Source organism: Patescibacteria group bacterium (genome assembly GCA_028716665.1).
GTDB lineage: Bacteria > Patescibacteriota > Patescibacteriia > UBA2591 > JAQUPP01 > JAQUPP01.
In genome coordinates, this window is record JAQUPP010000001.1 from 214,348 (window position 1) to 238,268 (window position 23,921).

Annotated in this window: 22 protein-coding genes; 11 read left to right on the top strand and 11 right to left on the bottom strand. The window is 35.2% G+C overall.

Translation table 11 applies throughout. The features are described from left to right. Positions 1 to 190 precede the first annotated feature (190 nt). The 3 genes from PHF10_01115 to PHF10_01125 form a co-directional block, all read right to left on the bottom strand. A complete protein-coding gene (locus PHF10_01115; GenBank protein MDD5534335.1) occupies positions 191 to 454 on the bottom strand; it encodes a hypothetical protein in 264 nt (87 codons plus the stop codon). A 113-nt stretch (positions 455 to 567) separates the two neighbouring features. Next, on the bottom strand, positions 568 to 1,557 hold the full coding sequence (locus PHF10_01120; protein ID MDD5534336.1) for a hypothetical protein: 990 nt from the start codon (positions 1,555 to 1,557) through the stop codon (positions 568 to 570). A gap of 134 nt (positions 1,558 to 1,691) precedes the next feature. Then, positions 1,692 to 2,423, bottom strand: a complete 732-nt coding sequence (locus tag PHF10_01125) for a hypothetical protein (GenBank protein ID MDD5534337.1) — start codon at positions 2,421 to 2,423, stop codon at positions 1,692 to 1,694. Positions 2,424 to 2,537: 114 nt separating this feature from the next. Here PHF10_01125 and holB point away from each other — a divergent pair, with 114 nt between their 5' ends. From holB to PHF10_01155, 6 genes are read left to right on the top strand one after another with little or no spacing between them, the layout of a single operon-like run. Further along, on the top strand, positions 2,538 to 3,488 hold the full coding sequence (gene holB, locus PHF10_01130; GenBank protein ID MDD5534338.1) for a DNA polymerase III subunit delta': 951 nt from the start codon (positions 2,538 to 2,540) through the stop codon (positions 3,486 to 3,488). An 8-nt stretch (positions 3,489 to 3,496) separates the two neighbouring features. After that, positions 3,497 to 4,579, top strand: a complete 1,083-nt coding sequence (locus PHF10_01135; GenBank protein MDD5534339.1) for a hypothetical protein — start codon at positions 3,497 to 3,499, stop codon at positions 4,577 to 4,579. 18 nt (positions 4,580 to 4,597) lie between these two features. Then, positions 4,598 to 5,149, top strand: coding sequence for a ribosome-recycling factor (locus PHF10_01140; GenBank protein ID MDD5534340.1), 552 nt, complete (start codon positions 4,598 to 4,600; stop codon positions 5,147 to 5,149). 2 nt (positions 5,150 to 5,151) lie between these two features. Continuing rightward, complete coding sequence (locus PHF10_01145) at positions 5,152 to 6,312, top strand: M50 family metallopeptidase (GenBank protein MDD5534341.1); 1,161 nt, start codon at positions 5,152 to 5,154, stop codon at positions 6,310 to 6,312. 6 nt (positions 6,313 to 6,318) lie between these two features. Further along, the gene (proS, locus tag PHF10_01150; GenBank protein ID MDD5534342.1) at positions 6,319 to 7,548 is read left to right on the top strand and encodes a proline--tRNA ligase; all 1,230 of its coding nucleotides are present in this window, start codon (positions 6,319 to 6,321) and stop codon (positions 7,546 to 7,548) included. Positions 7,549 to 7,572: 24 nt separating this feature from the next. Further along, a complete protein-coding gene (locus PHF10_01155; GenBank protein MDD5534343.1) occupies positions 7,573 to 8,610 on the top strand; it encodes a rod shape-determining protein in 1,038 nt (345 codons plus the stop codon). A gap of 63 nt (positions 8,611 to 8,673) precedes the next feature. Here the strand turns inward: PHF10_01155 and PHF10_01160 are convergent, their stop codons facing one another. The 6 genes from PHF10_01160 to PHF10_01185 all read right to left on the bottom strand — a co-directional run bounded on the left by PHF10_01160 (position 8,674) and on the right by PHF10_01185 (position 13,823). Beyond that, positions 8,674 to 10,935 (bottom strand): AAA family ATPase, encoded by a 2,262-nt coding sequence (locus PHF10_01160; GenBank protein ID MDD5534344.1) that lies wholly within the window; start codon positions 10,933 to 10,935, stop codon positions 8,674 to 8,676. A 218-nt stretch (positions 10,936 to 11,153) separates the two neighbouring features. Continuing rightward, entirely contained in the window at positions 11,154 to 11,573 is a 420-nt protein-coding gene (locus tag PHF10_01165) for a hypothetical protein (GenBank protein MDD5534345.1), read from the bottom strand. Between the two features lie 71 nt (positions 11,574 to 11,644). Beyond that, positions 11,645 to 12,388 carry a ribonuclease III gene (gene rnc / locus PHF10_01170; GenBank protein ID MDD5534346.1) on the bottom strand — a complete coding sequence of 248 codons (744 nt, stop codon included), beginning with the start codon at positions 12,386 to 12,388 and terminating at the stop codon, positions 11,645 to 11,647. Position 12,389: 1 nt separating this feature from the next. After that, positions 12,390 to 12,851, bottom strand: a complete 462-nt coding sequence (gene nusB / locus PHF10_01175) for a transcription antitermination factor NusB (GenBank protein ID MDD5534347.1) — start codon at positions 12,849 to 12,851, stop codon at positions 12,390 to 12,392. Positions 12,852 to 12,918: 67 nt separating this feature from the next. Beyond that, entirely contained in the window at positions 12,919 to 13,119 is a 201-nt protein-coding gene (gene rpmF, locus PHF10_01180; protein ID MDD5534348.1) for a 50S ribosomal protein L32, read from the bottom strand. Positions 13,120 to 13,307: 188 nt separating this feature from the next. Continuing rightward, positions 13,308 to 13,823, bottom strand: coding sequence for a hypothetical protein (locus PHF10_01185; protein MDD5534349.1), 516 nt, complete (start codon positions 13,821 to 13,823; stop codon positions 13,308 to 13,310). A 167-nt stretch (positions 13,824 to 13,990) separates the two neighbouring features. Here PHF10_01185 and PHF10_01190 point away from each other — a divergent pair, with 167 nt between their 5' ends. From PHF10_01190 to PHF10_01210, 5 genes are all read left to right on the top strand, one after another. Then, positions 13,991 to 14,713: a DUF5701 family protein gene (locus PHF10_01190; GenBank protein ID MDD5534350.1), complete on the top strand. Its 723-nt coding sequence runs from the start codon at positions 13,991 to 13,993 to the stop codon at positions 14,711 to 14,713. A 192-nt stretch (positions 14,714 to 14,905) separates the two neighbouring features. Continuing rightward, positions 14,906 to 16,288, top strand: coding sequence for a chromosomal replication initiator protein DnaA (gene dnaA / locus PHF10_01195; GenBank protein ID MDD5534351.1), 1,383 nt, complete (start codon positions 14,906 to 14,908; stop codon positions 16,286 to 16,288). Positions 16,289 to 16,390: 102 nt separating this feature from the next. Further along, positions 16,391 to 18,121, top strand: a complete 1,731-nt coding sequence (locus PHF10_01200; GenBank protein MDD5534352.1) for a GspE/PulE family protein — start codon at positions 16,391 to 16,393, stop codon at positions 18,119 to 18,121. A gap of 213 nt (positions 18,122 to 18,334) precedes the next feature. Continuing rightward, positions 18,335 to 19,450: a hypothetical protein gene (locus tag PHF10_01205; protein MDD5534353.1), complete on the top strand. Its 1,116-nt coding sequence runs from the start codon at positions 18,335 to 18,337 to the stop codon at positions 19,448 to 19,450. Positions 19,451 to 19,788: 338 nt separating this feature from the next. Beyond that, a complete protein-coding gene (locus tag PHF10_01210) occupies positions 19,789 to 20,646 on the top strand; it encodes a hypothetical protein (GenBank protein MDD5534354.1) in 858 nt (285 codons plus the stop codon). Between the two features lie 297 nt (positions 20,647 to 20,943). On the opposite strand, the gene PHF10_01215 is transcribed toward PHF10_01210, so the two are convergent. Next, a complete protein-coding gene (locus PHF10_01215) occupies positions 20,944 to 21,609 on the bottom strand; it encodes a hypothetical protein (protein ID MDD5534355.1) in 666 nt (221 codons plus the stop codon). Between the two features lie 41 nt (positions 21,610 to 21,650). Next, on the bottom strand, positions 21,651 to 23,921 hold the full coding sequence (locus PHF10_01220; protein MDD5534356.1) for a valine--tRNA ligase: 2,271 nt from the start codon (positions 23,919 to 23,921) through the stop codon (positions 21,651 to 21,653).

Genomic DNA, 23,921 nt, shown 5'->3' on the forward strand with positions numbered 1-23,921 from the left:
CAATTATTATTATTTAAGCAAATTTTTTGCTTTTTGTCAACCCCCTCACTTAGAACACTGATAAACACTCGGTTTTATGTTTATCAAGTTTTTAAATTTAATATTTAATATAAATAAATAGACTTTGTGTTTTAAAAATACATCAGTGTTTAGTGAGGGGGTCAACCCCTTAATTTAAAAAGGATAGTTTTTAACTGTCCTTTATTTTTTTTACGGAATTTGTTGGAATCCAGATAAGCCAGATAATTATTACGGGTACGAATACTATCACCACTGCATCAATTAAGAAAATTACTACTCCTTTAAAAAGAAAAATTACAAAGTCTTTAAATAATCCATTTGAACTAAATCCACAATTCATGGCACATATCCCCCAAAATCCTCCTCCTAATAAGAGCATAAAGAGAATCCAGACGCCTAAAACTTTTTCAAGTTTATCATTCCATTTTAACATAATTTCCCCCTTTTTAGAAAACTATATAAATAATAACAAATTTTTTACATTTTGTCAACCCCTAAATTTAAATAAAAAAACAGAGGAGTCTTTTTTAAGACTCCTCTTATATTTCAAAAATTGTTTGCTAATTCTAACTGTATGGTGTCATATTTATCCAAATAATTCTGACAGGCCGGGCCGATTACTTCCACCACCCCGGAGTGATACATCTCTACCAATTTTTTTTCTTGATAATTGCCATTCAAATATTCCAGGTTCGCGTCGCAGAGCAGAATCATAGCCTTAACAGCCGTGGTGTGATTTAATATTCCCGCAAAAAAATTACTTGGTAATTCAGCATCAGGATATTTCCGTCTCAGCATGTGATATGTTGAGGGCAACATCTGGACTAAAGCAAAAGCATTTTGTTTGCTTTTGGTATTGGCAAAAGCATTTTCTTCGTTTGCTCCCAAAAAAACAGATGTTTTTTTGGTATCTCCAAACCATGCCTGTTCGGTGAAAATTAGATTGAGAGGCAAATTAGTCGGAACCATTTGAACAACCAGTTTATTTGTGTCCGCTCGGGATTTTACTCCCTGCTCTTCTAATTGTTCATAGACTCGGTCAACCAGATCTCCCAAGTATTTTTTACCGACTTCTTCCAAATCAGGAGAATCAATTGACATTGAAAATGGAGTCCAAATGAAATTCTGGATTTTCTTACCGACCAGAGTTCTGTTTTTTACCGCCAACAATTGATAATTGGAAGTGGCAAAAAGCGCGTTCGGTCCGACAATGGTTATAACCGGAATTCCTTTGTTTTTATCAACCGGTTTCAATATTTTCCCGTCTCTCTTCATTTTAAAAACTTTTATTCCGTCTTTTTTTACAGTGTCATAAACAGCGATGTAATAGATTAATCGACTATCACAGATGTAAATGCTGTCAGACAACATTGCTCTGCCTTTATGAATTCTGGCAATCAAAGAGCAGGTAAGGGCTTCTTTTGCTTTTCTGGCTCTTGTAAAGCCGTCAAGCCATTTTAAACCCTTCCAGCAGCCCATTATTCCCAGTCCGCAAAAAATGCAGATAATTAAAGTTATACCCCATATTTTTTTCATTTTTCCTCCTATTTGGTTTTAAATGAACTGATTTTTATTTTTGTATTATTATTTTAGCATATTTTTTGATTTTTGTCAAGACCCAAAAATAAAAAGAGCGGTTTTTTTAACCGCTCTTTATTTTTTTTATTTAGTTACCGATATTTTCTTTTACTTCTATAGTAATCTCCATCCTCCAGATAGAACCCTTTAGAAAAAGAGAAATAAAACAGCTCCGGAATAAGCCAGGCAAAAAATCCGCAGATAATACAGAAGGTTATAACCAGCTTCCAATTGGTATCCATGGTTATAATCAGCCATTTTCTTTCTTCATCCAACTTAATGTTTTTGACTCTTTGAAGAAAGCTCTTTGGAATCATTTGCGTGGAAGAAAACCATTCATTCTTTTCTTTAGATGATCCTGATTCGTCGTTATATTGCCCCGAATAGTTAAGGCAAATATTGCCGCTTTTTTTCGGGAAAGTTGCGAAAATCCTTACTTCTTTATAAGGCAACGCGAACCAATTGGTCAAACAATTTGGATTGTCCGGGCAGGGGTGGGTGTCATTTATGGTTATCTTGTCAGTTTGGACGCCATTTAAGAAAATATTCTTAGTTCCGCGATTATTCGCTGTTATCAAACAGAATATAAAGATTGCCGCTGTCGCATACACGATTATTCGAAGGGAACTTGTCTCTACCCAATCCGTGAATCCGGTTTTTGTTTTTTGACCATGGATTTTTATCTTTTCTTCTATCAGCGATTTTATTTTTTCCGGTGTCGCCGCTGTTCTTTCCAAAACAACCATTTTTTCAGCGGTTGTTTTCTTTGATTGAGGAATTTCATTTTTTATTCCTCTTTCTTTTCTTTTCTTTGATGGTGACATAACCACCTCCTTGTAAAGAACTTTCGAGAATTAACTTAATTTAAATTTAACCAGATTTTTCGAATCTTGTCAACCCCCTTGAAAAATGTATGATTAGTGCTATAATTTTTTGGTATGTTAGAGATTATCGGTCACCAAAAGATTGTGAATTTTTTAAAAAAGAGTATTTCGGGCAATAATTTGGCCCATACTTATTTATTTTATGGGCCGTCCCATATCGGCAAGACCAAGGTGGCTGAATTTTTTGCCACCAGCTTAATTTGTCAAAATCCGAAATCAGGAAATCCTTGCGGCGAGTGTCAAAATTGTCTTCAAATTCAAAAACGAATTCATCCGGATGTTTATTGGGTTGTTAATCAGGAAAATAAAAGCCAGATCAGTATTGAACAAATTCGCCAACTTAAAGAAAATTTGTCCTTAGAGCCCTTTTGCGCTCCTTATAAAGTTGCTATAATAGAAGAAGCGGATAATTTGACCATTCAGGCGGCAAACTCATTTTTGAAATTACTTGAAGAATCAGCATCTAAAACGGTTATTATTTTAATCGCCAAAAGTTTTCGCAATATTCCCTTAACCATCAGGTCTCGATCGCAAATTATCAGATTTTCTTTCCCGAAAAAGACGGAAATTATTTCCAGTTTAACCAAAGATTTTAAGTTAAGCGACAAAGAAGCGGAAAATATTTTTAATTTAAGCTTGGGTCGGCCGGGTTCGGCCATGGAATTGGTTTCCGATCCTCAAAAAATCAAAGAATATCAAAAATTTCAAGCAGTAATATTGAACGAATTGGCCAAGAATAATTTTCTCAGCAGGTTTGAAATAGCCGATTTGTTGAGCGATTCAAGCTCTTTAAGCAATTTATTGAAAGTAATAAGAGATTTGATTCTTTTTAAATTGGGTATTCCGACATCTTCCGATTTAACGCCTGTTTTAACAAAAGTTTCCAAGATTTATTCCATGGAAAGATTGGTCAAATTCACTTCGGAGATTTTAAAAACACAGATGATGCTGCGCCAAAATGTCAGTTTTAAAATAGCAATTGAAAATTTATTAATTAATTTATAAATTTATTTATGAAACGCAAGAATTTTTTATTCCTAATCGTCCTAATTTTTATTTTAGGAATGACTAGCGGATGTCTTAATATAAATTTTGCGACTCCAAAAGCCAATAGTGGAATTTTCAAATCCGTAAATCGAGCCGAATCTTGGCAGCAAAAAGTCGGCTTGCTTGTTTTAAGCACGGCCAAAAAAGATCCGAAAGTTATGACGGATTTGGACGCCGTGGATGTTTCCGCCATGGTTCTTGATCCGCAAGACAGCAATACTTTATATTTAGGAACCAAGGGGAGTGGGCTTTTCGTCAGTTATGATAACGCGGAAACTTGGCAAAAATATTCTAAATTGCCGAGCGGAAAAATAAATGCCATTGCCGTTCATCCAAAATTAAAAAATGTAGTTTATACGGCCATTGGCAATCGTATTTTTAAAAGTCTTGATTGCTGTCGTACATGGGAAAATGTTTATTTGGAAGCAGCCGGAGGAGTGCAAATTAACGCTTTGGCTGTTGATCCGGAAACCAATACCAGAATTTATGCCGGTCTTTCCGATGGCCGACTGATAAGAAGCGAAGACGACGGTTTAAGCTGGCAAACTTTTGTTGATCTCAAAGGAGGTATTAAGCAGATTTTAATCAATCCTAATAATCCGCAAATAATTTACGCCACCACTTCAGGACAAGGAATCATGCGCACGGAAGATAAAGGAATCAAATGGGTTTCTTTGGATGAATCTTTAAAAGATTTTAAAAATGGCCGAGATGTTAATAAAATAATTTTTGACCCGAGAAGAGCGGATGGAATAATCACCGCCAGCAATTACGGTTTGTTAAGAAGCGAGGACGGCGGAAAAACTTGGGTTGATTATAAATTATTGCCCAAACAGGGCCAGGCAAGCATTCTTTCTTTCGCCATCAATCCGCAAAATCCGAATAATATTTATTATATTACCGCCAACACTCTTCAAAAATCAGCGGATGACGGAAAAACTTGGGTGACAAAATCTTTGCCGAGCGGACAGATCCCGGTTGAATTATTAGTTGATCCGAACAATCCGAATATTTTATATTTGGGAGAAGTTCAAAAACCTAAAAAGTAACATTAATTATTTAAAACTATGAATATTATTGAATCTCACAAACAAGAATTTGAGAATATCGTCGAATTTTTTAAGAAAGATATTCAAGGCATCAGAACCAATCGCGCCACTCCGGACTTGGTTTCTCATGTTTTGGTTTCCGTTTATGGAGCAAAAACTCCGCTTGAACAATTAGCCAGTGTTAATGTTCCGGAACCGCGAACCATTGTTATCCAACCTTGGGACAAGAGCATTATTAAAGAAATTGAAAAAGCGTTAAGTTCGGTGGATTTGGGAGCGAGTCCGTCATCCAAAGAAGGAATTGTTCGCCTGGTTCTACCGGCTTTAAGTGAAGAAACGAGAAATAATTTGGTTAAAATTTTAAAAACCAAATTGGAACACTCTCATCAATCATTAAGGACAATTCGAGATTTAGTCAGAGAAAAAATCATTAAATCAGAAAGAGCGAAAGAAATGTCAGAAGATGATAAGTTCCGTTTATTGGAAGAATTGGATAAATTCAGTGTTGCCAAGCAAGAGGAAATGAAATTAATTTGTGAACGTAAAGAAAAAGAAATTACCAGTATTTAATCATGTCTATTCTTTTAACCATTATTGGCTTGAGTATTGTCATATTTTTCCATGAATTCGGGCATTTTATTTTTGCCCGCATTTTTGGCGTCAGGGTTGAAGAATTCGGTTTTGGTTATCCGCCCAGAATGTTCGGTTGGATAAAAACTGATAAAAATAAATGGAATTTTAAATTTTTTTGGAATAAAAATATTCCCAAAGAAGCGGACAAAAAAACCATTTATTCTGTTAATTGGATTCCTTTCGGAGGATTTAATAAATTAAAAGGAGAAATGGGTGGCCAGGAGAAAGATGATTGGGGGGCACAAAAGTGGTGGAAAAAGGTTTTAATCGGAGCGGGCGGCGTTTGCATGAATTTTATTTTGGCGATCATTTTATTTTCTTTTTGTTTCTCTGCCGGCATACCGCAGGCAGTCGAGCAAACGACCGGGGGAGGAAAAATTAAGGAAATTATCGGCATCCAAATAAGCATGGTCAGTCCCAATTCGTCTGCTGAAAAAGCCGGTATTAAAATAGGAGATGTGGTTCTTAGTATTGACGGACAAGAAATTAAAACAGTGGAAGGCCTTCAAAACTATATTAAACCGAAAGTCAATCAAACGGTTAAAATAAAAATAAAACGCAATTTGCAAATTATTGAAAAAGAAGTTAATGTTCTGCCGGCCAGTCAAAACTTTCAAGATATAGAAGAATCTTATGGCGTGATCGGCGTGGGATTGGCCAATATTGCCATTGTTTCTTATCCTTGGTATCAATCGATTTATGAAGGTTTTAAAACAACTTTTTTATTGATCGGACAATGGTGTTATTCTCTTTATTTGATTTTTAAAACTTTAATAATCAAGCACCATATGATTGGCCAGTTTGTCGGTCCGGTTGGATTGGCGGCAATGGGTGGAGAAGTAGCCAGGGTTGGTTTTATTTATTTGGTTCAATTTTTAGCCATTATTTCCGTAGCCATAGGCGTCTCGCAGTTTATTCCTATTCCCGGTCTTGACGGTTCACGCATTCTTTTCGCCTTTATAGAAGGAATCAGAAAAAAACCGATTAAACAAGAAACGGAAAATTTTATTTTAACCATTGGTTTTTATTTATTATTAGTTTTGGCTGTTTTGCTTACCTATCAAGATTTAGCGCATTTATTCAGTAAGTTTTTCAAATAATTTTTTATGCGACAAAATAATTTTTTTACTAAAACTTCTAAAACCGATCCCAAAGATGCGGCTACCTTCAGCCATAAATTTTTGGTAAAAGCCGGTTATATCAATCAATTAACCAGCGGCGCTTGGTCTTTATTGCCCTTGGGTTTGCGCGTTTATAAAAAAATTGAGAATATCATTCGCGAAGAAATGAATGCTCTTGGCGCGGAAGAAATTTTAATGCCTTCTCTTCAGCCTAAAGAATTATGGCTTGAAACCGGACGTTGGGATACGATTGATCCGCCTTTATTTAAAGTTAAAGATCGCCATGAAAAATGGCTGGCGCTTGGCTCAACTCATGAAGAAGTGGTTACTGACTTGGCCAGAACTTATATTGAATCTTATAAAGATCTGCCTAAAGCGGTTTATCAAATTCAAAATAAATTTCGCAATGAAATGCGTCCAACCGGCGGATTATTGAGAACCCGGGAATTTATTATGAAAGATTTATACAGTTTTCATAAATCGTCCGAAGATTTGGATGATTTTTACGAAAAAGTGAAACAAGCTTATTTTAAAATATATGATCGCTGCCAACTTAAAGCCGTGGCTGTTGAAGCTTCTTCGGGTTCAATCGGAGGCAGTATTTCAAACGAATTTATGATTTTAGCCGATTCGGGTGAAGATAAAATTTTAGTTTGTCCAAAATGCGGTTGGGGAGCGAATACGGAAATCGGCAAAGACATAACAGAGTGTCCAAAATGTTCAAGCAAGCTTGAAATGAAAAATGCCATTGAAATCAGTCATGTTTTTAAATTAAAAACAGTTTACAGTCAAAAAATGAATTTGAATTTTACGGATAGCGACGGACAAAAAAAATTGGTAATGATGGGTTGCTACGGTATCGGTTTACAAAGATTGATGGCGACGATTATTGAAGCTTCTCATGATCAGAATGGAATTATTTGGCCAGCTTCTGTCAGTCCGTTTGATGTTCATTTAATCGGTTTGGATCTAGACGATAAAAATATAGCCGAACAAGCGGAAAAAATTTATAAAAAACTTTCGGAAAAATATGAAGTTCTTTTTGACGATCGGCAAGATTCCGCTGGCGCTAAATTTAAAGATGCTGATTTAATCGGTATCCCGGTCAGATTGGTTATCAGTAAAAAAACAGGAGATAAAGTGGAATACAAAGAAAGAGACAAAAAAGAATGCCAGCTATTTACATTAGAAGAATTATTAGCTAAACTGAAATAGTATTTTAATATCATTTAAACTAATATGTTTAAAAATTTTTTTGGAATATTTGCCAAAGACATAGGCATTGATTTGGGCACCACCAATTTCCGCGTTTATATTCGCGGCAAGGGCTTAGTGTTCAATGAACCGTCAATTGTCGCCATTAATACCAGGAATGATCAGATTATCGCCATTGGCAGCAATGCTTTAAAAATGGTCGGCAAAGCGCCGGCTCATATTTCAATTGTCAAACCGCTGGATCACGGTATTATTTCTGATTTTGAAGTGACGGAAAAAATGCTTAAATCAATTATTGAAAAAGTTCAAAAAGAAACCTTTACTCTTTTGCCCCGAGCGAGAGTTTTTACCACTATTCCTTTGGATGTAACCGAAGTGGAGAAAAAATCCTTAGAGGATGTTATTCTTCAAGCCGGCGGCAGAGAAGTATTTCTGGTGGAAAGACCGATGGCCGCGGCTATTGGCGCGAGATTGCCGATTCATGACTCAGTAGGCAGTTTAATTGTTGAATTGGGTGGAGGACTTTCGGAAATGGCCTTGATTTCTTTGCACGGAGTTGTTACTTGGAAATCCTTGAAAATCGGCGGCGAGTCATTGAATAAAAATATTATGAATTATGCTCGAGAAAAATTTAATATTCTTTTGGGAGAACATACGACGGAAGAAGTTAAAATAAAAATCGGTTCCGCTTTTGCTCACGCGCCGCAAGAAATGAAAATTAAGGGTAGAGATTTAATAACCGGTTTGCCCAGAGAGATAATCATGACTGACGCCCAGCTTAGAGAGGCGATGATGCCGGTTTTAAAAACTATCGCGGAAAGCATCCATGATACCATTGAAGCCACCCCGCCGGAATTGGTAGCGGATATTTATGAAAGAGGATTGGTCTTGTCAGGTGGCGGAGCGTTGCTTCGGGGCCTGGATAAATTAATTCAAAAAAGAATTAATATTCCGATTTTTGTTACTGACGATCCATCAACTTCCGTGATCCGAGGACTTGGTCTCATTTTGGAAGATTATGAAAATTTAAAAGATGTGATTATTCCTTCGGCAAGAGGATAAAATTATAAAAACAAAAAAACACCCTATTTTGGGGGTGTTTTTTTGTTTTTATAATTTAACTCTTTAATCCTCCAATTTCAGGGAAATTAATTTTGAAACACCGTCAACGCTGATGGTTACGCCGTAAAGAATATTGGCGGCTTCCATAGTTTGTCGATTATGAGTAATAACGATAAATTGTGTAAAGTTGCGAAGTTCATCCAATATCTGAGCGAATCTGTTTGAATTTTGTTCATCCAAGGCGGCATCAGATTCATCGATGACTACGAAAGGAGGTTTATTGATATTGATGATGGCAAAAATCAAAGCCAATGAAGTTAAAGCTCTTTCTCCACCGGACAGTGTTTCCACATTTTTTACTTTTTTTCCGGGCGGGACGGCCAAAATTTCAATTCCATTGATATTTGATTCGGATTTTTCCTCTTCTTCAGGTTCGCTCTCTTTTTTATTTTCGTCTTCAGGATTTATTTTTTGTTCTTCATCTTTTTCTTCCAATTCTTTATCTTCTTCAAAAACTATTTTCGCTTTGCCGCCGCCGAAGAACATTTTGAAATATCTTTCAAATTCTTGATTGATTTTGGAAAAATTTTGGGTAAATTGTTCTTTTATTTTTTTATCCAATTCTTTGATAATTAGATTGAGCGACTTGATACCTTCTTTAAGATCAATGCTTTGAGTGCTTAAGAATTCAAAATGTTCATGCACTTGCGGATATTCTTTGGTGATTTCGGGATCAATTCCGCCGATCAGTTCCAACTGGTGTTTTAAATTTTGTATTTCTTCAAAAGGCATAGTAACTTCCTGATTTACGGCCTCATCGGCGACAGATAAATTTTGAGGATCTATTTTCATTTCATTTTTTATTTCTTCCAAAAGAGTGTCCTTTTTTGTTTCTACGCGGGCCAAATTGATTTGAAATTCATTGATTTTGTGGTTAATAACATTTAATTCTAATTGTTGATCTTGGATTTTTCTCTGCCATTCAAGCAGTTTTGTTCTTTTTTGGCGTTCATTTTCCGTGAAAAGGCCAAGCTCTTGATTAATCTCGCTTAATTTTTTATTTAAATCGCTTATTTGTTGATCCAGCTCATCTTTTTCTTTTTGAATTTTTTCTACTTCATTTTCATTGGGGAGATTAGTAATAAGCTGCGGGCGCTGGAAATATTCAAAAAGATGATTTATTTTTTTGGAAACATCTTGGGCTAGATTTTTTATTTTTTCCAAATCTTCGGTCAATGAAATTTGATTTAAATTTTGCAGGAATTTTTCGTAAAGCGCGCCGATATCTTTCAGCTCGCTGAATATTTTTTCCGGATCGCCGGCAAACTTTGTTTTTTGATGAGTAAGCTGAACCTGTTTTCTTTTTTCTTCTTCAAAATATATTTTAGCTTTCAAGGTTGACTGCTTGTTGAATAATTCGTCTTTAAGTTCCAGAATTTTCTGATAATCTTTTTGCAGATTTTGATACTTATCGTCAGTTTCTTCATAGACCAGATTTTCCGATTCTTTCTGCATTTCTGATAATTTTTTTTCTATGATTTTTTGGCCTTCCGATTCCTGTTTGATTTCTTTATTAATTTCAATAATTTGTTCGTCCAGGCCTTGAAGTATCGATCCGTAATATTTTTTTTGCAAATTTTGCAATTGAGCTTCTATTTCTTGGCGTTTTTCCAATCTTTTAATTTGGCGTGTTAATGATTTCATCCGCGGTTCAATTTCCGCCAAAGCGATTTCTGCTTGTTTCAAATTTTCTTCAGATTTTTCTATTTTTCTCGCCGCTTCGTCTCTTTTAATTTGATATTGCCTGATACCGGTTGCTTCGTCAAAGAATTTTTTTCTTTCCATGGGAGAGGCCTGCAAAACTTGGTCAACCATTCCTTGACTGATAATACTGTAACTTTTTTGTCCAAAATTCGCTCTGGCCAGAAGCATCAAAATATCCTGTAACCGAACTTTGCTTTTGTTGATTAAATATTCTCCTTCGCCGCTTCTGTAAATTCGGCGGGTAATGGTGAATTCTTTATAATCTATTGGCGTCAAGCCGTCTTCATTATTAAAAAAGAGGCTTACTTCAGCCACGTTAAGACGCAATTTTTTATCAGAACCGGAGAAAATCACATCTTCGGATGTTTTTCCGCGTAATGATTTTATGCTTTGTTCGCCCAATGCCCATCTGATTCCGTCGCCGATATTTGATTTTCCGCTGCCATTCGGACCGACAATTGAAGTAATGCTGAATTTATCTCCTTCGGGCGGAGCAAATTCCAAAACCGTCCTTTGAGCAAAGGATTTAAAGCCGATTAATTCTACTCGTTTGAGATACATACCAGGTAGTAGAACTTTGACAGGTATTTTTTACTATCAAAATTCTAAAATTAGTTTGATTATTGTTAAATTTTACTTTTTTATGCCGGTATAACCCTCTAAAATTTAAGTCAAAGTTTCACTACCTGGCATACTCGTTATTTTAGCAGATTTATTTTTTTTGTCTATTAAAAAAGGAGTCATATTTGATTTTTATGACTCCTTTTCTGTTTTTAATTTTATGACCACTCCCTCTTTATGATCTCAATAATTTCTTTATCAGATCTGTCTCCAAAAAGAGAAAACCAGTCCTGTTTGAGAAGATCATTATTTCTGATAAAAAAATTTCTGTTATTCACTCTGAACGCCCTTATTACTTCGTTAGGCGTCCAATTCAGAAAAATTCTGTGCCAAGCTTTATGAACCCAATCAACCACTTCTTTTCGATTGCCTTCTTCGTTTACGCCGCCTCTGGAACGAGGAATTTTATGGTGAGTAGTGGTTCTGCTGTCATGTTTTATTTTAGATTTGATGCGATTTTTGTGTTTAAGATTATGGGGGTATTCTTCAAATCTCCATCCTAAATGTTTTTTCGAGTGTTTGGGGCGTTCACGATTAGGGTGTTTATGGCGTTTCTTGTGCCTATGCTTAAATGGCATTTTCCCTCCCTGTCTGCCGATAGCAGGCTTTTTTTAAACGAACTTTAATTAAGTTTAATTTAGCAAATTTTTTACTTTTTGTCAAATCCTTTTTTCAGGGCATTATGAGCCGCATCAACTTCCGCTTCTTGTTTGCTTTGTCCTTTGCCAATGGCAATCATTTCCGTGTTTAAAAAAACGCCAACCGTAAATATTTTTGCGTGAGCCGGACCGATTTCTTCAATCACTTTGTAGCTAGGCGTAATTTTTAATTTTCCTTGAGCGATTTCCTGTAATTCGCTTTTGGGATCTTTATATAATTGATTTTTAACAATAAAACTCAGTTGAGTTAATAAAACTCGGTAAATGAATTTTTCCGCCACTTCAAATCCTTGGTCTAAATAAATAGCCCCGATAAGGGCTTCAAAGGCGTCGGCTAAAATAATTTCTTTTGATTTTCCCGTGGAACCGGTTTCTCCTTTTGAGAGAAAAAGATAATGGTCAAGTTTTATTTCTGAGGCGACTTTTGACAAAGTTTTGGCGTTAACCAAGCTTGAACGAAAAACCGTCAATTCTCCTTCTGGATTCGGGAAATTATTAAAAAGATATTTTGTCACAATCAGCTCAATTACCGCATCACCCAAAAATTCAAACCTTTCATTATGGGAAACAATGAATCGGGGATGTTCATTTAAAAAAGAGCGATGTATTAAAGATTGAAGAAGCAAATTCTTATTTTTGAATTTAATTTTAATGACTTGTTCAAGGGGTAGCATTCTTTTGATTTCGGGAAGAAAAGGAATTTCTTTGATTTTTTTTTGAATTTTAAACATCATACTATTTGGTTTTATCGGAATTTTTCGGCTTGGTTTCTTTTTCAATGTCTTCAAAAATCGCTCCCAGAACTCCGTTGACGAATTTACTGGAAGTGGCGCCGCCGAAACTTTTGGCAATTTCTATGGCTTCGTTAATCGCCACTTTTGGCGGAATTTCTTTTAAAATCGCCAATTCCAAAATACCCAACCTGAGTATATTTCTGTCAACCAAGGTTATCTGGTCAATCGGCCATTGAGGAGCGTATTTCTGAATATACGAATCAATTTTTTCCAAATTATCCGTGATTTTGGCAATCAAACTTTCGGTAAATTCTTTTCCTTCAAAATTTTCCGGAGCGAATTCTTTTAAATTTCTTTTTGTAATTTCTTCAATACTAACTTTGGTTTTAACGACAGATTTGTTAAAATCCCATTCGGTTAAAGTTTGGAGCGCAATAGTTCTGGCTAAATGTCTTTGAGCCATAAGAAAATTATTTAATTTTTAGGTCCGCCAACTGGCGGAGAAGAAAATTTAGGCGAGACAAAACCATTTATTTCTTACCCTTTTTCGCCTTTGTTTTTTGAGCAATAATTTCTTTCTTATTATAACAGCCGCAAAATGGGCAAATACAATGCGGTTTTATAGATTTTTTACAGGAAGAACATTTGCTGAGATTGTTCTTTTTAAGGCGATATTGATATTGTTTAACTCCTTTTCTGCTTTTAGATCTTTTTCTATTTGGAAGTGCCATAAATTTAAAGATTAGATTAATAATTTAAAATGTAAAATGATTTTACCATATTTTGATTTTTTTGGCAAGGATATTTTGAGGATAGAGTAGAAATGATAGAAAAATATTAGTCCAACATTGAGATACTAAATATAACGGCCGTTACTTTTAGTATCTAAGTGATTTATTGGTTATTGTCGGATTTTTACCTAAACCTTTTCAGCAACAAAGAATTTTATATATTTATTCAAGCCAAAATTTTCTATTAAGACTTTTATTTCCTCTAGAATATCGTATTGAGTTATCCAGACACTCTGTTGAATTTGTTCAAACCCTAATTCTTTTAAATGTCGCCGGAACAAATCTCGTCTAAATCTTGTTTTCTCGGGGATGTCAAAAATTAAGACAAAATATTTCTTTTTTATTTTTTGTTTTGTCTCAATTTTCTTTTTTATTTTTAGCTCTAATAATTTATTCATACCCTTGGCAGTCAAAAAGTATTCATCCTTCTCATTCTTTTTTAAGAGTCCAGAGTGGATAAGATGTTTAATGGCTTTTTTGATACTTTTTTTATCCCATTCGTCAATCAGTTCTTCTGATAATTTTTGGTAATTAAATAGGGTGGGCCGAACTGATGGTGCTAACAAAAGATATTTAGAGAATAGTTTTAGTCCCGATAATTTTTCCAAAAATTGTTCTGTTAAAAATTTTTTAATTTTTTTCATATGATATAAGTATACTAAAAGTAACGGCCGTGTCAAATGATAACCAATGATAATTGGATAATCAGGTGATAATTGGGTATTGACATTTTTCAAAAAATATGATATTTTAATAACAACCAAACAATTGGTTTGGGGATAATAGCACTTTTAAAAATAGGAGGTGTGCGATGAAAAACATCGTGAACCAAAAAATGTCACGAGGCCAAGGCAATGAGATTTTAAATAAACTCGAAGCTGCGGGTCTTGATGGTAAGCTTGCCCAGAAAATTATTGATTCAAAGGGCAATAAACTGGGGAAGGAGATAGTTGATTTGGTCGCTCTCAGTGGTAGCAAAGGAGTATTGGTATCACAGGCATCCTCAGAAGTTAAAGTCAGGGAAACTCAAATAAAGCGTTTACTTGAATGTAATGTTCATAAGGCGCTTAATATGAGTGAAGAAGAATTCAGAAATAGAGTTCCTCTCCCTGAGAACCGCCCCAATGCGTTACTGATTATTGACATACTTGATTGTGAAAAAGGAATGAAATGCGCCAATGGTATAAACCGTCTTAGTCTCGCTGAACTTGAAGATGTGGTTATACTACGAAAATTGGCATTCTATTGGATCTATGAAGTTGAAAACGGAAAAAAGATGTTAGGCAAGAGCCCTGATCAATGCGTTGAGATATTTAAAAAACAAGGACGCAGAGGGCTTACTGCAAGAGAGGGTTGTTTCCTGTTGATTCAGAATCCGTATGTTTTGGAAGATCACTTTATAGATCTTCCCGGCTCTCGCTATGACTCCGGCTTCGTGCCTTGCCTCGACCTCGATGTCGGCAGGCCTGAGCTGGATTCCCGCTATTCCTTCTATTCTTACTCTCGCTATGGTTCGGCTTCTTGCGGGAGTTAGGAAACTCGGTTCTCGGTATTTGGAAACTTGGAAATTAATTATTCCCCCAACACAAAGTGTCGGGGGAATTTATTTTTTTCTAAAATTAAAAAGTTATTAACAGGTTTTCCGCAGGTTATAAACTTACGATATATAGACAGCTATATTATAATAATACATAAGATTTAAATTAAATTATTTTTTTTAAAACAAATGGAAACATTAGATAAAAATCAACTTTGGCAAATAGTATTGGGTGATTTGGAATTGTCAATTTCAAAAGCCAATTTTAAAACTTGGCTTCAGAACACCCGCATTTCTCAAATAGAAGATAATGGAGAAACGGTAATTGTCAGCGTTCCGAATACTTTTACTCAAACTTGGCTGGAAAGAAAATATCATCGCGATATTTTAAAATCTCTTCAAGGAGCCACGGATGATAAAGTGAAAAAAGTTATTTATCGGGTGGAAACATCTCAATCAATAAAACCCAGTCAGCCATTGGCGATAGAATTGGAAGAACTGAAAGAAATCAGCACTCAAAAAGAATCGGAAACAAAAAATGAAACAAACAGCCATGGATTAAATCCAAAATATACTTTTGAAACTTTCATTGTCGGTTCAGGAAATGAATTGGCGAACGCGGCCAGTTTGGCGGCAGCAGGCCAACCGGGCAAAAAATACAATCCGCTTTTTATTTACGGCGGAGTCGGTTTGGGCAAGACTCATCTTTTGCAAGCCATCGGTCATGTTATTTTGAAAAAAAATCCCAAAGTGAAATTTCTTTACACCAATGCCGAAAAATTCACCAATGAATTTATTCAGGCGGTGGGAAACGGATCAATGGATAAGTTCAGAAAAAATTATCGCAATTTGGATATTCTCTTGATAGATGATTTTCAATTTATGGCCGGCAAGGAAAGAACTCAAGAAGAATTTTTTCATACTTTCAATACTTTGTATCAAGACGGCCGTCAAATTGTCATAACTTCCGATCGGCCTCCCAAAGCCATCCCGGCCTTGGAAGACAGATTAACTTCCCGCTTGGAATGGGGATTGATTGCCGATATTAACCCGCCGGACTTGGAAACAAGACTTGCCATTTTAAAAGCAAAATGCCAAGAAAAAAAATATGGCTTAAGCGAAGACGTCCTTCAATATTTGGCGGCTCAAATTCAAAGCAATATTCGTGAACTTGAAGGAGCTTTGAATAAAATCATGGCTTATCATGAGCTTCATAAAATAGAATTGGATTTGCCGACGGTTAAAAATATTTTAGTCAGCTTAACCACTCAGCCCAAAAAGAGTTTTCTCCAACCCAAGCAAATTATTGAAGCAGTGGCCAATTTTTACGGAATCAGAGTTGATGAAGTAACCGGCGATTCCCGCAAAAGAGAGTTGGTTGTTCCTCGCCAAATTTCAATGTTCTTAATGAGAGAAGAAATAGATGCGTCTTTTCCTTTAATCGGCAAGGCATTGGGTAATCGCGATCATACCACAGCCATGCACGCATACAGCAAAATCAAACAAAGCGTTGCTGAAGGCGGAAGAGTCAAACAAGAAATAGATTTAATCAAACAAAGACTTTATAACTAAAAAGCTTTGTTGAAAATTATAGTTAGAAATTTAATCCGCCTTTTGGGCGGATTAAATTTTAGTATTGTCAGGTTTGGAAAACAATGTTAAACTGTAATTAATATGTTTAACTTAGATGATTTATTAAATCAACAAACAAGTTCAAAAAAACCTCAGGTGGCGGAAGAAAATGAAGAAGAAAAACTTAAAGATAAGTTATCAGAAATCAGAATAAAAGAAAAAGAGGAAGAGGCTTCTCAAAAAGCATATCAATCCGGCGTGCCTTATATTAATTTAACCGGATTTCCAATTTCGCCCGAAGCGATAAGTTTGATTTCTTCTCAGGATGCGATGAACTACAAAATTATTTGTTTTTATCGAACCGACAGAGAAGCGAAGATAGCTTCATATCAAGCGGAAGATGAAAATTTGGCCAAATTCAGGGAAAAAATAGAAGGAGCTTTTGATTTAAAAACAGAGCTCTTTTTAGTTTCGGAAAACAGTTTTAATCTGGCTTATAAACTTTACAGTACTTTGCCAAAAATTACTCCTTCCATCAAGGGCGTTAAAATAACCGCCGAAGATATAGAAAATTTTAAATCAAAAATTAAAACCGTTAAAGATTTGAATCACGAAATTCAAAAAGTGAATATTTCCGAGCTGGTCACCTTAGTGGTGGCTTCGGCCATTTCTTCTCGCGCTTCCGATATTCACATTGAGGCGGAAGAACATGATGTAAAAATAAGATTCAGAATTGACGGCGTCTTGATTGACGCGGCGGAAATTGATAAAAAATTATGGGAAAAAATTATTTCCCGCATCAAACTTCTTTCCAGTTTAAAAATCAATATCACTGACCAGCCGCAAGATGGGAGATTTACAATTGATTTGGTTAAAGATAAAGTTGATGTCCGCGTTTCTTGTTTGCCCACGGCCTATGGAGAAAGCGTGGTAATGAGATTGTTGCGTTCATCAGTCGCGGAATTGAGTTTTGAAAATTTGGGATTAAGAGATTCCGCTTTTGAACTTTTAAAAAAAGAAGTGGAAAGACCAAATGGAATGATTGTCACCACCGGTCCGACCGGTTCCGGTAAAACCACCACTCTTTACGCTGTTTTAAATAAATTAAATAATCCGGGAACAAAAATAATCACTTTGGAAGATCCGGTTGAATATCATTTAAAAGGCATAAATCAGAGTCAAATTGACATAACAAAAGATTATACCTTTGCCAAAGGTTTGCGCTCAATTCTGCGCCAAGATCCTGATGTGGTTATGGTAGGCGAAATTAGGGACCTGGAAACAGCGGAAATCGCCATTCAAGCGGCTTTAACCGGGCATCTGGTTATTTCCACCTTGCATACCAATGACGCGGCTGGCGCCATTCCCAGATTTTTCGCTTTGGGAGTCAAACCGTATCTTTTAACTCCGGCCATTAACGCCATTATCGGACAGCGATTGGTCAGAAAAATTTGTCAAAAATGCAGAGAAGAAATAACTTTGGAACCAACGGTCTTGGAAAGAGTGAAAAAGATTTTATCAGAACTGCCTCAAGAAGAAAAAAAGAAAATTAATTTTCCAGAAGATATAAATCAGCCATGGACTCCCAAATTTTATCAAAGCAAAGGATGTCCGGAGTGCCAAGGATTGGGATATTTCGGCCGACTCGGCATTTATGAAATTTTTACCATGAATCCGGCGATTGAAGAAAGTATTTCAAAAGGAGAAATTTCTGAATATAAAATAAAAGAATTGGCTCAAAAACAAGGAATGGTTACTATGGTTCAAGACGGTTTATTAAAGGCCTTGGATGGCATCACTTCTGTTGAAGAAGTGTTCAGGGTTATTGAATAAAATTCCGCGAAATTTACCCTCACTCAACGCTCCAAAACTTTAAAAATTATAACCATTTTGCTTAACGAAAAATTCACAACTCCTCTCCCGACTATAGTGGGATCGTCAAACAGATGAATTTTTCTACAAAATTCTTTAATTTTTTAAAGCTTTTCCGCGACTTCGTTCAGGTAGATTTCGCTATTAGTGATTATTAATTATTTTATTAAAATTATGAGAGATCAAAATTTAGACAGAATGGAAAGGCAAGAAGAGAAAGATGTTGAAACAGAGAAAGTCAAAGAAATGGAAAAATTTCTTAAAACAATAGCCGAAAATTTGAGAGCGGAAGGAATTCCAGTTAATGATAATTGCAAGATTGACGAGAATAGTTTTAAAGAAATTTATTCTGAAGAAGAAATAAAAAATGATACGGAGAGAATAAATTTTTATAAATCAAAATGGAATCTTGAAGAACAGAAAAATCAAACAACCGGTGAAAAACTGGAAATGTTAACAACTGCGATTTTTCATAAATTTCTTAAAGATAAATTTATTGTTGTCCGATCATCTGAGATAGATGACGTGGATAGAAAAGTTGATAATGTTATTATAAAGAAAGGAACCAACGAGGAAGAGATTTTTGGGCTCTTTGATGCAGTCGGAGATGTTACTGATCGCCGTTATAAAGAAAAGGTGGAAAAAATAATGGAAAGAAATAAGAATGGCGCTTCTCTAAAATACGGTTTTTCTATGGATGAAAATGGAAAAATACAGCCAAAAGCCATTGATAATATTCCTCTTTTTTACCTTGCCCTCCCCGAGAAACAACTAGAAGAAGGAATTAAAAATTTTGAATTTAATTCTACCTCTGAATACGAAAAGAAATTATTTGAATATTTTATTCTCAGCATTGAAACTCAAATGAAGGGTCTGGAATTAAGAAGAGACATAAATCCAAAGTGCCAGGAAAAATTAAAATTTCTTAAAGAATCCTTAGAAGATGTTTTTAAAAAAGAACGTCTTCAAAAAGAATTAGATAGCATGTTTGAAGATGATATGCTAGAAATCTTTGAGATTTTTCCCCTAATAAAGCAAGGAGAAACTCTGAAAAAAAACCTCTTAAAAGAAGCATTACAAGATAGGTTAGAATATTATATCAATCATATTTCTAGTACAATAGAGTCTGCTTCGCAAAAAGGATTTAAATTGGATACTAAAGAAACCCTACAAAAAATACATGAAAATCTCTTAAGCGTAGAGGATTTTAATAATGCTAAAAAAATAGAAGCACTGGCTAAAAAAGAAGGAATTGAATTAAAGCTTCCAGAAGGAAATAAGCAGGTTTAAATATTCGTTGAAAATTAATTTTTTATCAGAGAATTTAAAGCCGATATTTTGCCGGCTTTTAATTCTATCCCACACCCAATGGCGACGTCTCTATTTAGTGAGCACTATAAACACTTGTGAATAGTTTGTAGAGTAGCAACAAAGCTTGTTTCCCCCTTAAACACTCCTTTAAACAGGTTCTAATAAATTTTTCTTAGCCACCCCATTAAAAAAACGAGTTTAGACTCGTTTTTTTAATAGAGAAGTATTGACAAAAAATCATAATTATTGTTATAGTAATTATAGATAAATAATCAATCAAAAGATTGTTTCTTAAACAATCTTAATAAGGTAAATATATGGGTGAAACATTTAGATCTCAGGAAGCATTAGAAATTAATCCAAATAAAACAACAATTAATAAATCAGAAAAAAAAGAAGGTCTAACTAAAGAAGAGGAACCAAGATACGGCGAAATATTATATGATAAATCATTAGTTTTTCACGGTGTTGGTTTTGACCTAACTAGACTCCGTTCTATTTTAGAAAAGGGTATTTTGTCAGAACAGGCAGCTCAAGCGAAGGGGTTAGAATTAACAAGAAATTTTGGCGGTTATAACCTGAGCGATAGTGTTTCCGTAGCGGAATCACCGGCAATAAATAATTCATTTACTTTCGGATGTTTTAATAATTATATCAAGGGTGGAATTAGTTTTGTTATTGCGGACGAACATGCATTTAAAGCACCCAAAGGATCTTCGCAAGATAGTGGCTATCTAGATGAGGCATTTATTAAGCATGAGGTGGAAAGAAAAAATATAACTGGTGTTATGGTGCCTGCTGATTTACTAGATGCACCACTTGCAGATTTACCTTTAAATCTTGCCGAAATGGGTTACAATTATACAGATAAACGCTGTAAAAAAATAATAAGCGATTTAGAAACCGAAACTGGATACCGATCTGATACCACAGAATTGGAAAAACTTATAGAAAAGAAAGAAGAACTTGAGAACCAAGAAATTGATTATTTTGAAAAAGACAAACAAAGAAAAGATATTTTTGCACAAATGGAAAAATCTATGTCCCAATATGTAGAGCAAGCATTTTCGCAAAAACTTGGGATTGATCATCCAACTTTGAAAGATGTCCTTAAGCTATATTTACCAAAATCAATGAAGATTTATAATTCAGATGGGTTTGATATTTCTCTTTGAAAAAATTTGCCACCAAAGAAAAACTTAAGAATTAAGAAATAGTGAGACGGAATTTTTAGAGTAAAATAATAAATCAAGCAAATCTGACCCTGTGTAGTGAACACTTGTGAACGGTTTGTAGGGTTTTACCAATTAACGACAAACTGGGAATGACCCATTTCCCCTCTCAAACACTCCTTTAATTCCCTTAAACAGGTTCTAATAAATTTTTCTTAGCCACCCCAGGGGAAACAAAAAAATCTCTGTTTAACAGAGATTTTTTTGTTTTAATTTTTATCAAAGTCTCAAAAATAAAATTTAAAAATCAGAATATTTTTCCCAGTATTTGTAAAATAATTCATTATTTTTTCTTATTCTCTTGGCGATTGTAGGGGGTGTAATTTCAGAAAATTTACCAAAATAATAATTCCAAATTTCTTTTTTTGAAGGGTTACTTAAAAGAAATTTAACGTGTTTCCAATGAAAAGATTGAATAAAAATAAGGATTTTGGGGTTATTTTTAATTTTATATTTTTTAAGAATTAAATGAATATGGTTTGCCATAATTCGTTCCCGAAGGTAAATATAGACCCACCATAACCAATTTTTAGTCGCGCAGGGATACATATTATACCACACTTCAAAAAAATCGGCACGTAATTCTTGTGGACCATCGACATTATAAAGCAAAATATCATGGCCGTCGTGCCACAGCCGCTCTATATTTTCAAATGTTTTCACCATCGAAAGCGCGTACCGAAATTCACGCGACACTTCTTTCAAATTTTTTTTAATAATCGAGACCTTCCTGAATGGTTTGTTTTTACAGTCATACTTATTAAATATACTTTCAGGGTTCCCATCTTTTTCCGGTTGCTCAAAAATAATAATATCCGGTTTATATTTTAAAACCGCCCGGGCCTGACGAAGATCTACTCTGTTTTGTTCGCGACAATTGAATTGATGAAATTTAGGCTTTATCATTTTTTAAATTTATCAGTTAAATTTTTTAAGAATAGTCTAAATTAATTTTTTAGCGTTACCTTGGTCAATTTCTCAATTAAATCTTTTAATTCCGGATTTGTTGATGTTTTTTTGTCTTCTGACTCAAGATTATAATCAACGATTTCTTTAAAAGTGATTTTCTGTTCCATTCTCCAATTTCTGATTTTTATGACCAGATTTTTTATTTTTTCAAATTCTTCTTCCGAGGCCGGGTTGATAAGTTCTTTGTCAATCTCTGGCCATTTTGCGATTATCAGCAAATCATTATTTTGTTTCAAGCCGGTCAATTGGCCGTAAATTTCCTCGGTAACAAACGGGATAAACGGATGGAGAAGTTTCAGTAAATTCAAAATGGCGGATTTTAGAATAAAGACTGTATTGTTTTGCGTTTCCGGATTTTCATTTTGGAATTTTGATATTTCCAAATACCAATCAGCGAACTCATGCCAAGTAAATTCATAAAGTTCTTTAGCCGCTTCGCCGAGTTCGTATTTTTCTATTTTTTTCGTGATTGAATCCGTAAGAGAACTCATTCGCGAGAGAATCCATTGGTCAGCCAATGTTATAGGCTTTAAGGATGAAATGGAATCAGATTTATTTTCTTCGCATTTCATTTGAATAAAGCGACTTATATTCCAGAGTTTATTGATGAAATTTTTTGATGAAATTAAAGATCTCTCGTCAAAACGAACCGCTTGTTGATCATGATTTATTTGGAGAATCAAACCGAAGCGAGTCGCATCAGCGCCGTATTTTTCAATCAGCACCAAGGGATCAATGCCTGTACCCAATGATTTGGACATTCGTTTCCCGTCCAAAGCGAGAATTGTGGGGTGGATATAAACTTCTTTAAACGGCACTTCGCCCATAAATTCAATTCCGGAAAAAATCATGCGCGTAATCCAAAGATGCAAAATATCTCTGGCTGAAGTGATCACATTTGAGGGATAAAATTTTTTTAAATCTTCAGTTTGTTTTGGCCAGCCCAAAGTGGCGAAAGGCCAGAGAGCGGAAGAAAACCAAGTATCAAAAGTGTTTGAATTGCCTTCCATGGGAATATTGTGCCCCCACCAAATTTGGCGAGAAATGCACCAATCGCGAATATTTTTCAGCCATTCTTCGGCGATTTTTTTCCATCGTTCAGGTTTGTAAACCACTTCATTTTTTTCTATGGCTGTTAAAACTTTTTCAGCCAAAAGTTTTGTCTTTAAAAACCATTGTTTTGAAAGCATTGGTTCCACCGTAGAACCGCAGCGATAGCATTTGGCCACATTATGAGTTATCTCTTCTTCTTTAACCAATAATCCCAGTTCTTTCAATTTACTGATTACCAACTCTCGCGCTTCAATAATTTTTTTGCCGTTAAATTCATCATTAACATTGATAATTTTTCCGATTTCATTGATTACTTTGATAAATTTTAAATTATGGCGTTCGCCAGTGTCACTGTCAGCCATGTCGTGAGCCGGCGTAATTTTTACCGCTCCGGTGCCAAAATCTTTGTCCACCATTTGATCGGCGATAATCGGCACTTCGCGATTTATAATCGGCACGATTACTGTTTGGCCGATTAATTTTTTATAGCGCAAATCAGCCGGATTTACGGCCACGGCCGTGTCTCCGAGCATTGTTTCCGGACGGGTGGTGGCCACTTCAATAAAATCATTTGAATCTTTAATCGGATATTTAATATGCCAAAGTTTGCCTTTTTCTTCCACGTATTCCAATTCCAAATCAGAAAGCGCGGTTTGATCTTTAATGCACCAATTAATCACTTTTTCGCCCTGGTAAATCATGCCTTTTTCCAAATAATGTTCAAAGGCTTTTTTGACCGCTGCTTGATAATTTTCATCCATGGTGAAACGGGTGCGGCTCCAATCCAATGAACAACCCAATTGTTTAAGCTGATTTAAAATTATGTCGCCGTATTTTTCCCGCCATTCCCAAATTTTTTCCAAAAATTTTTCCTTGCCCAAATCAATGCGGGTTAAATTTTGTTTTTTTAAATCTTTCTCCACTACATTTTGAGTGGCAATGCCGGCGTGATCCGTGCCCGGGAGCCAAAGAGTTTTAAATCCTTTCATTCTGTAATGGCGAATTAAAATATCGGAAATGGTATTCTCCAAGGCATGACCCATATGAAGAGAACCGGTGATGTTTGGCGGAGCAATCATTATGCTGTAGGCTTCTCCATCTTGGTTAGGTAAATTATCCGGATTAAAAAAACCGCTCTCTTCCCAGAGTTTATAAATTTTTGATTCGTATTTTTTTGGTTCGTAAGCCGATTCCAT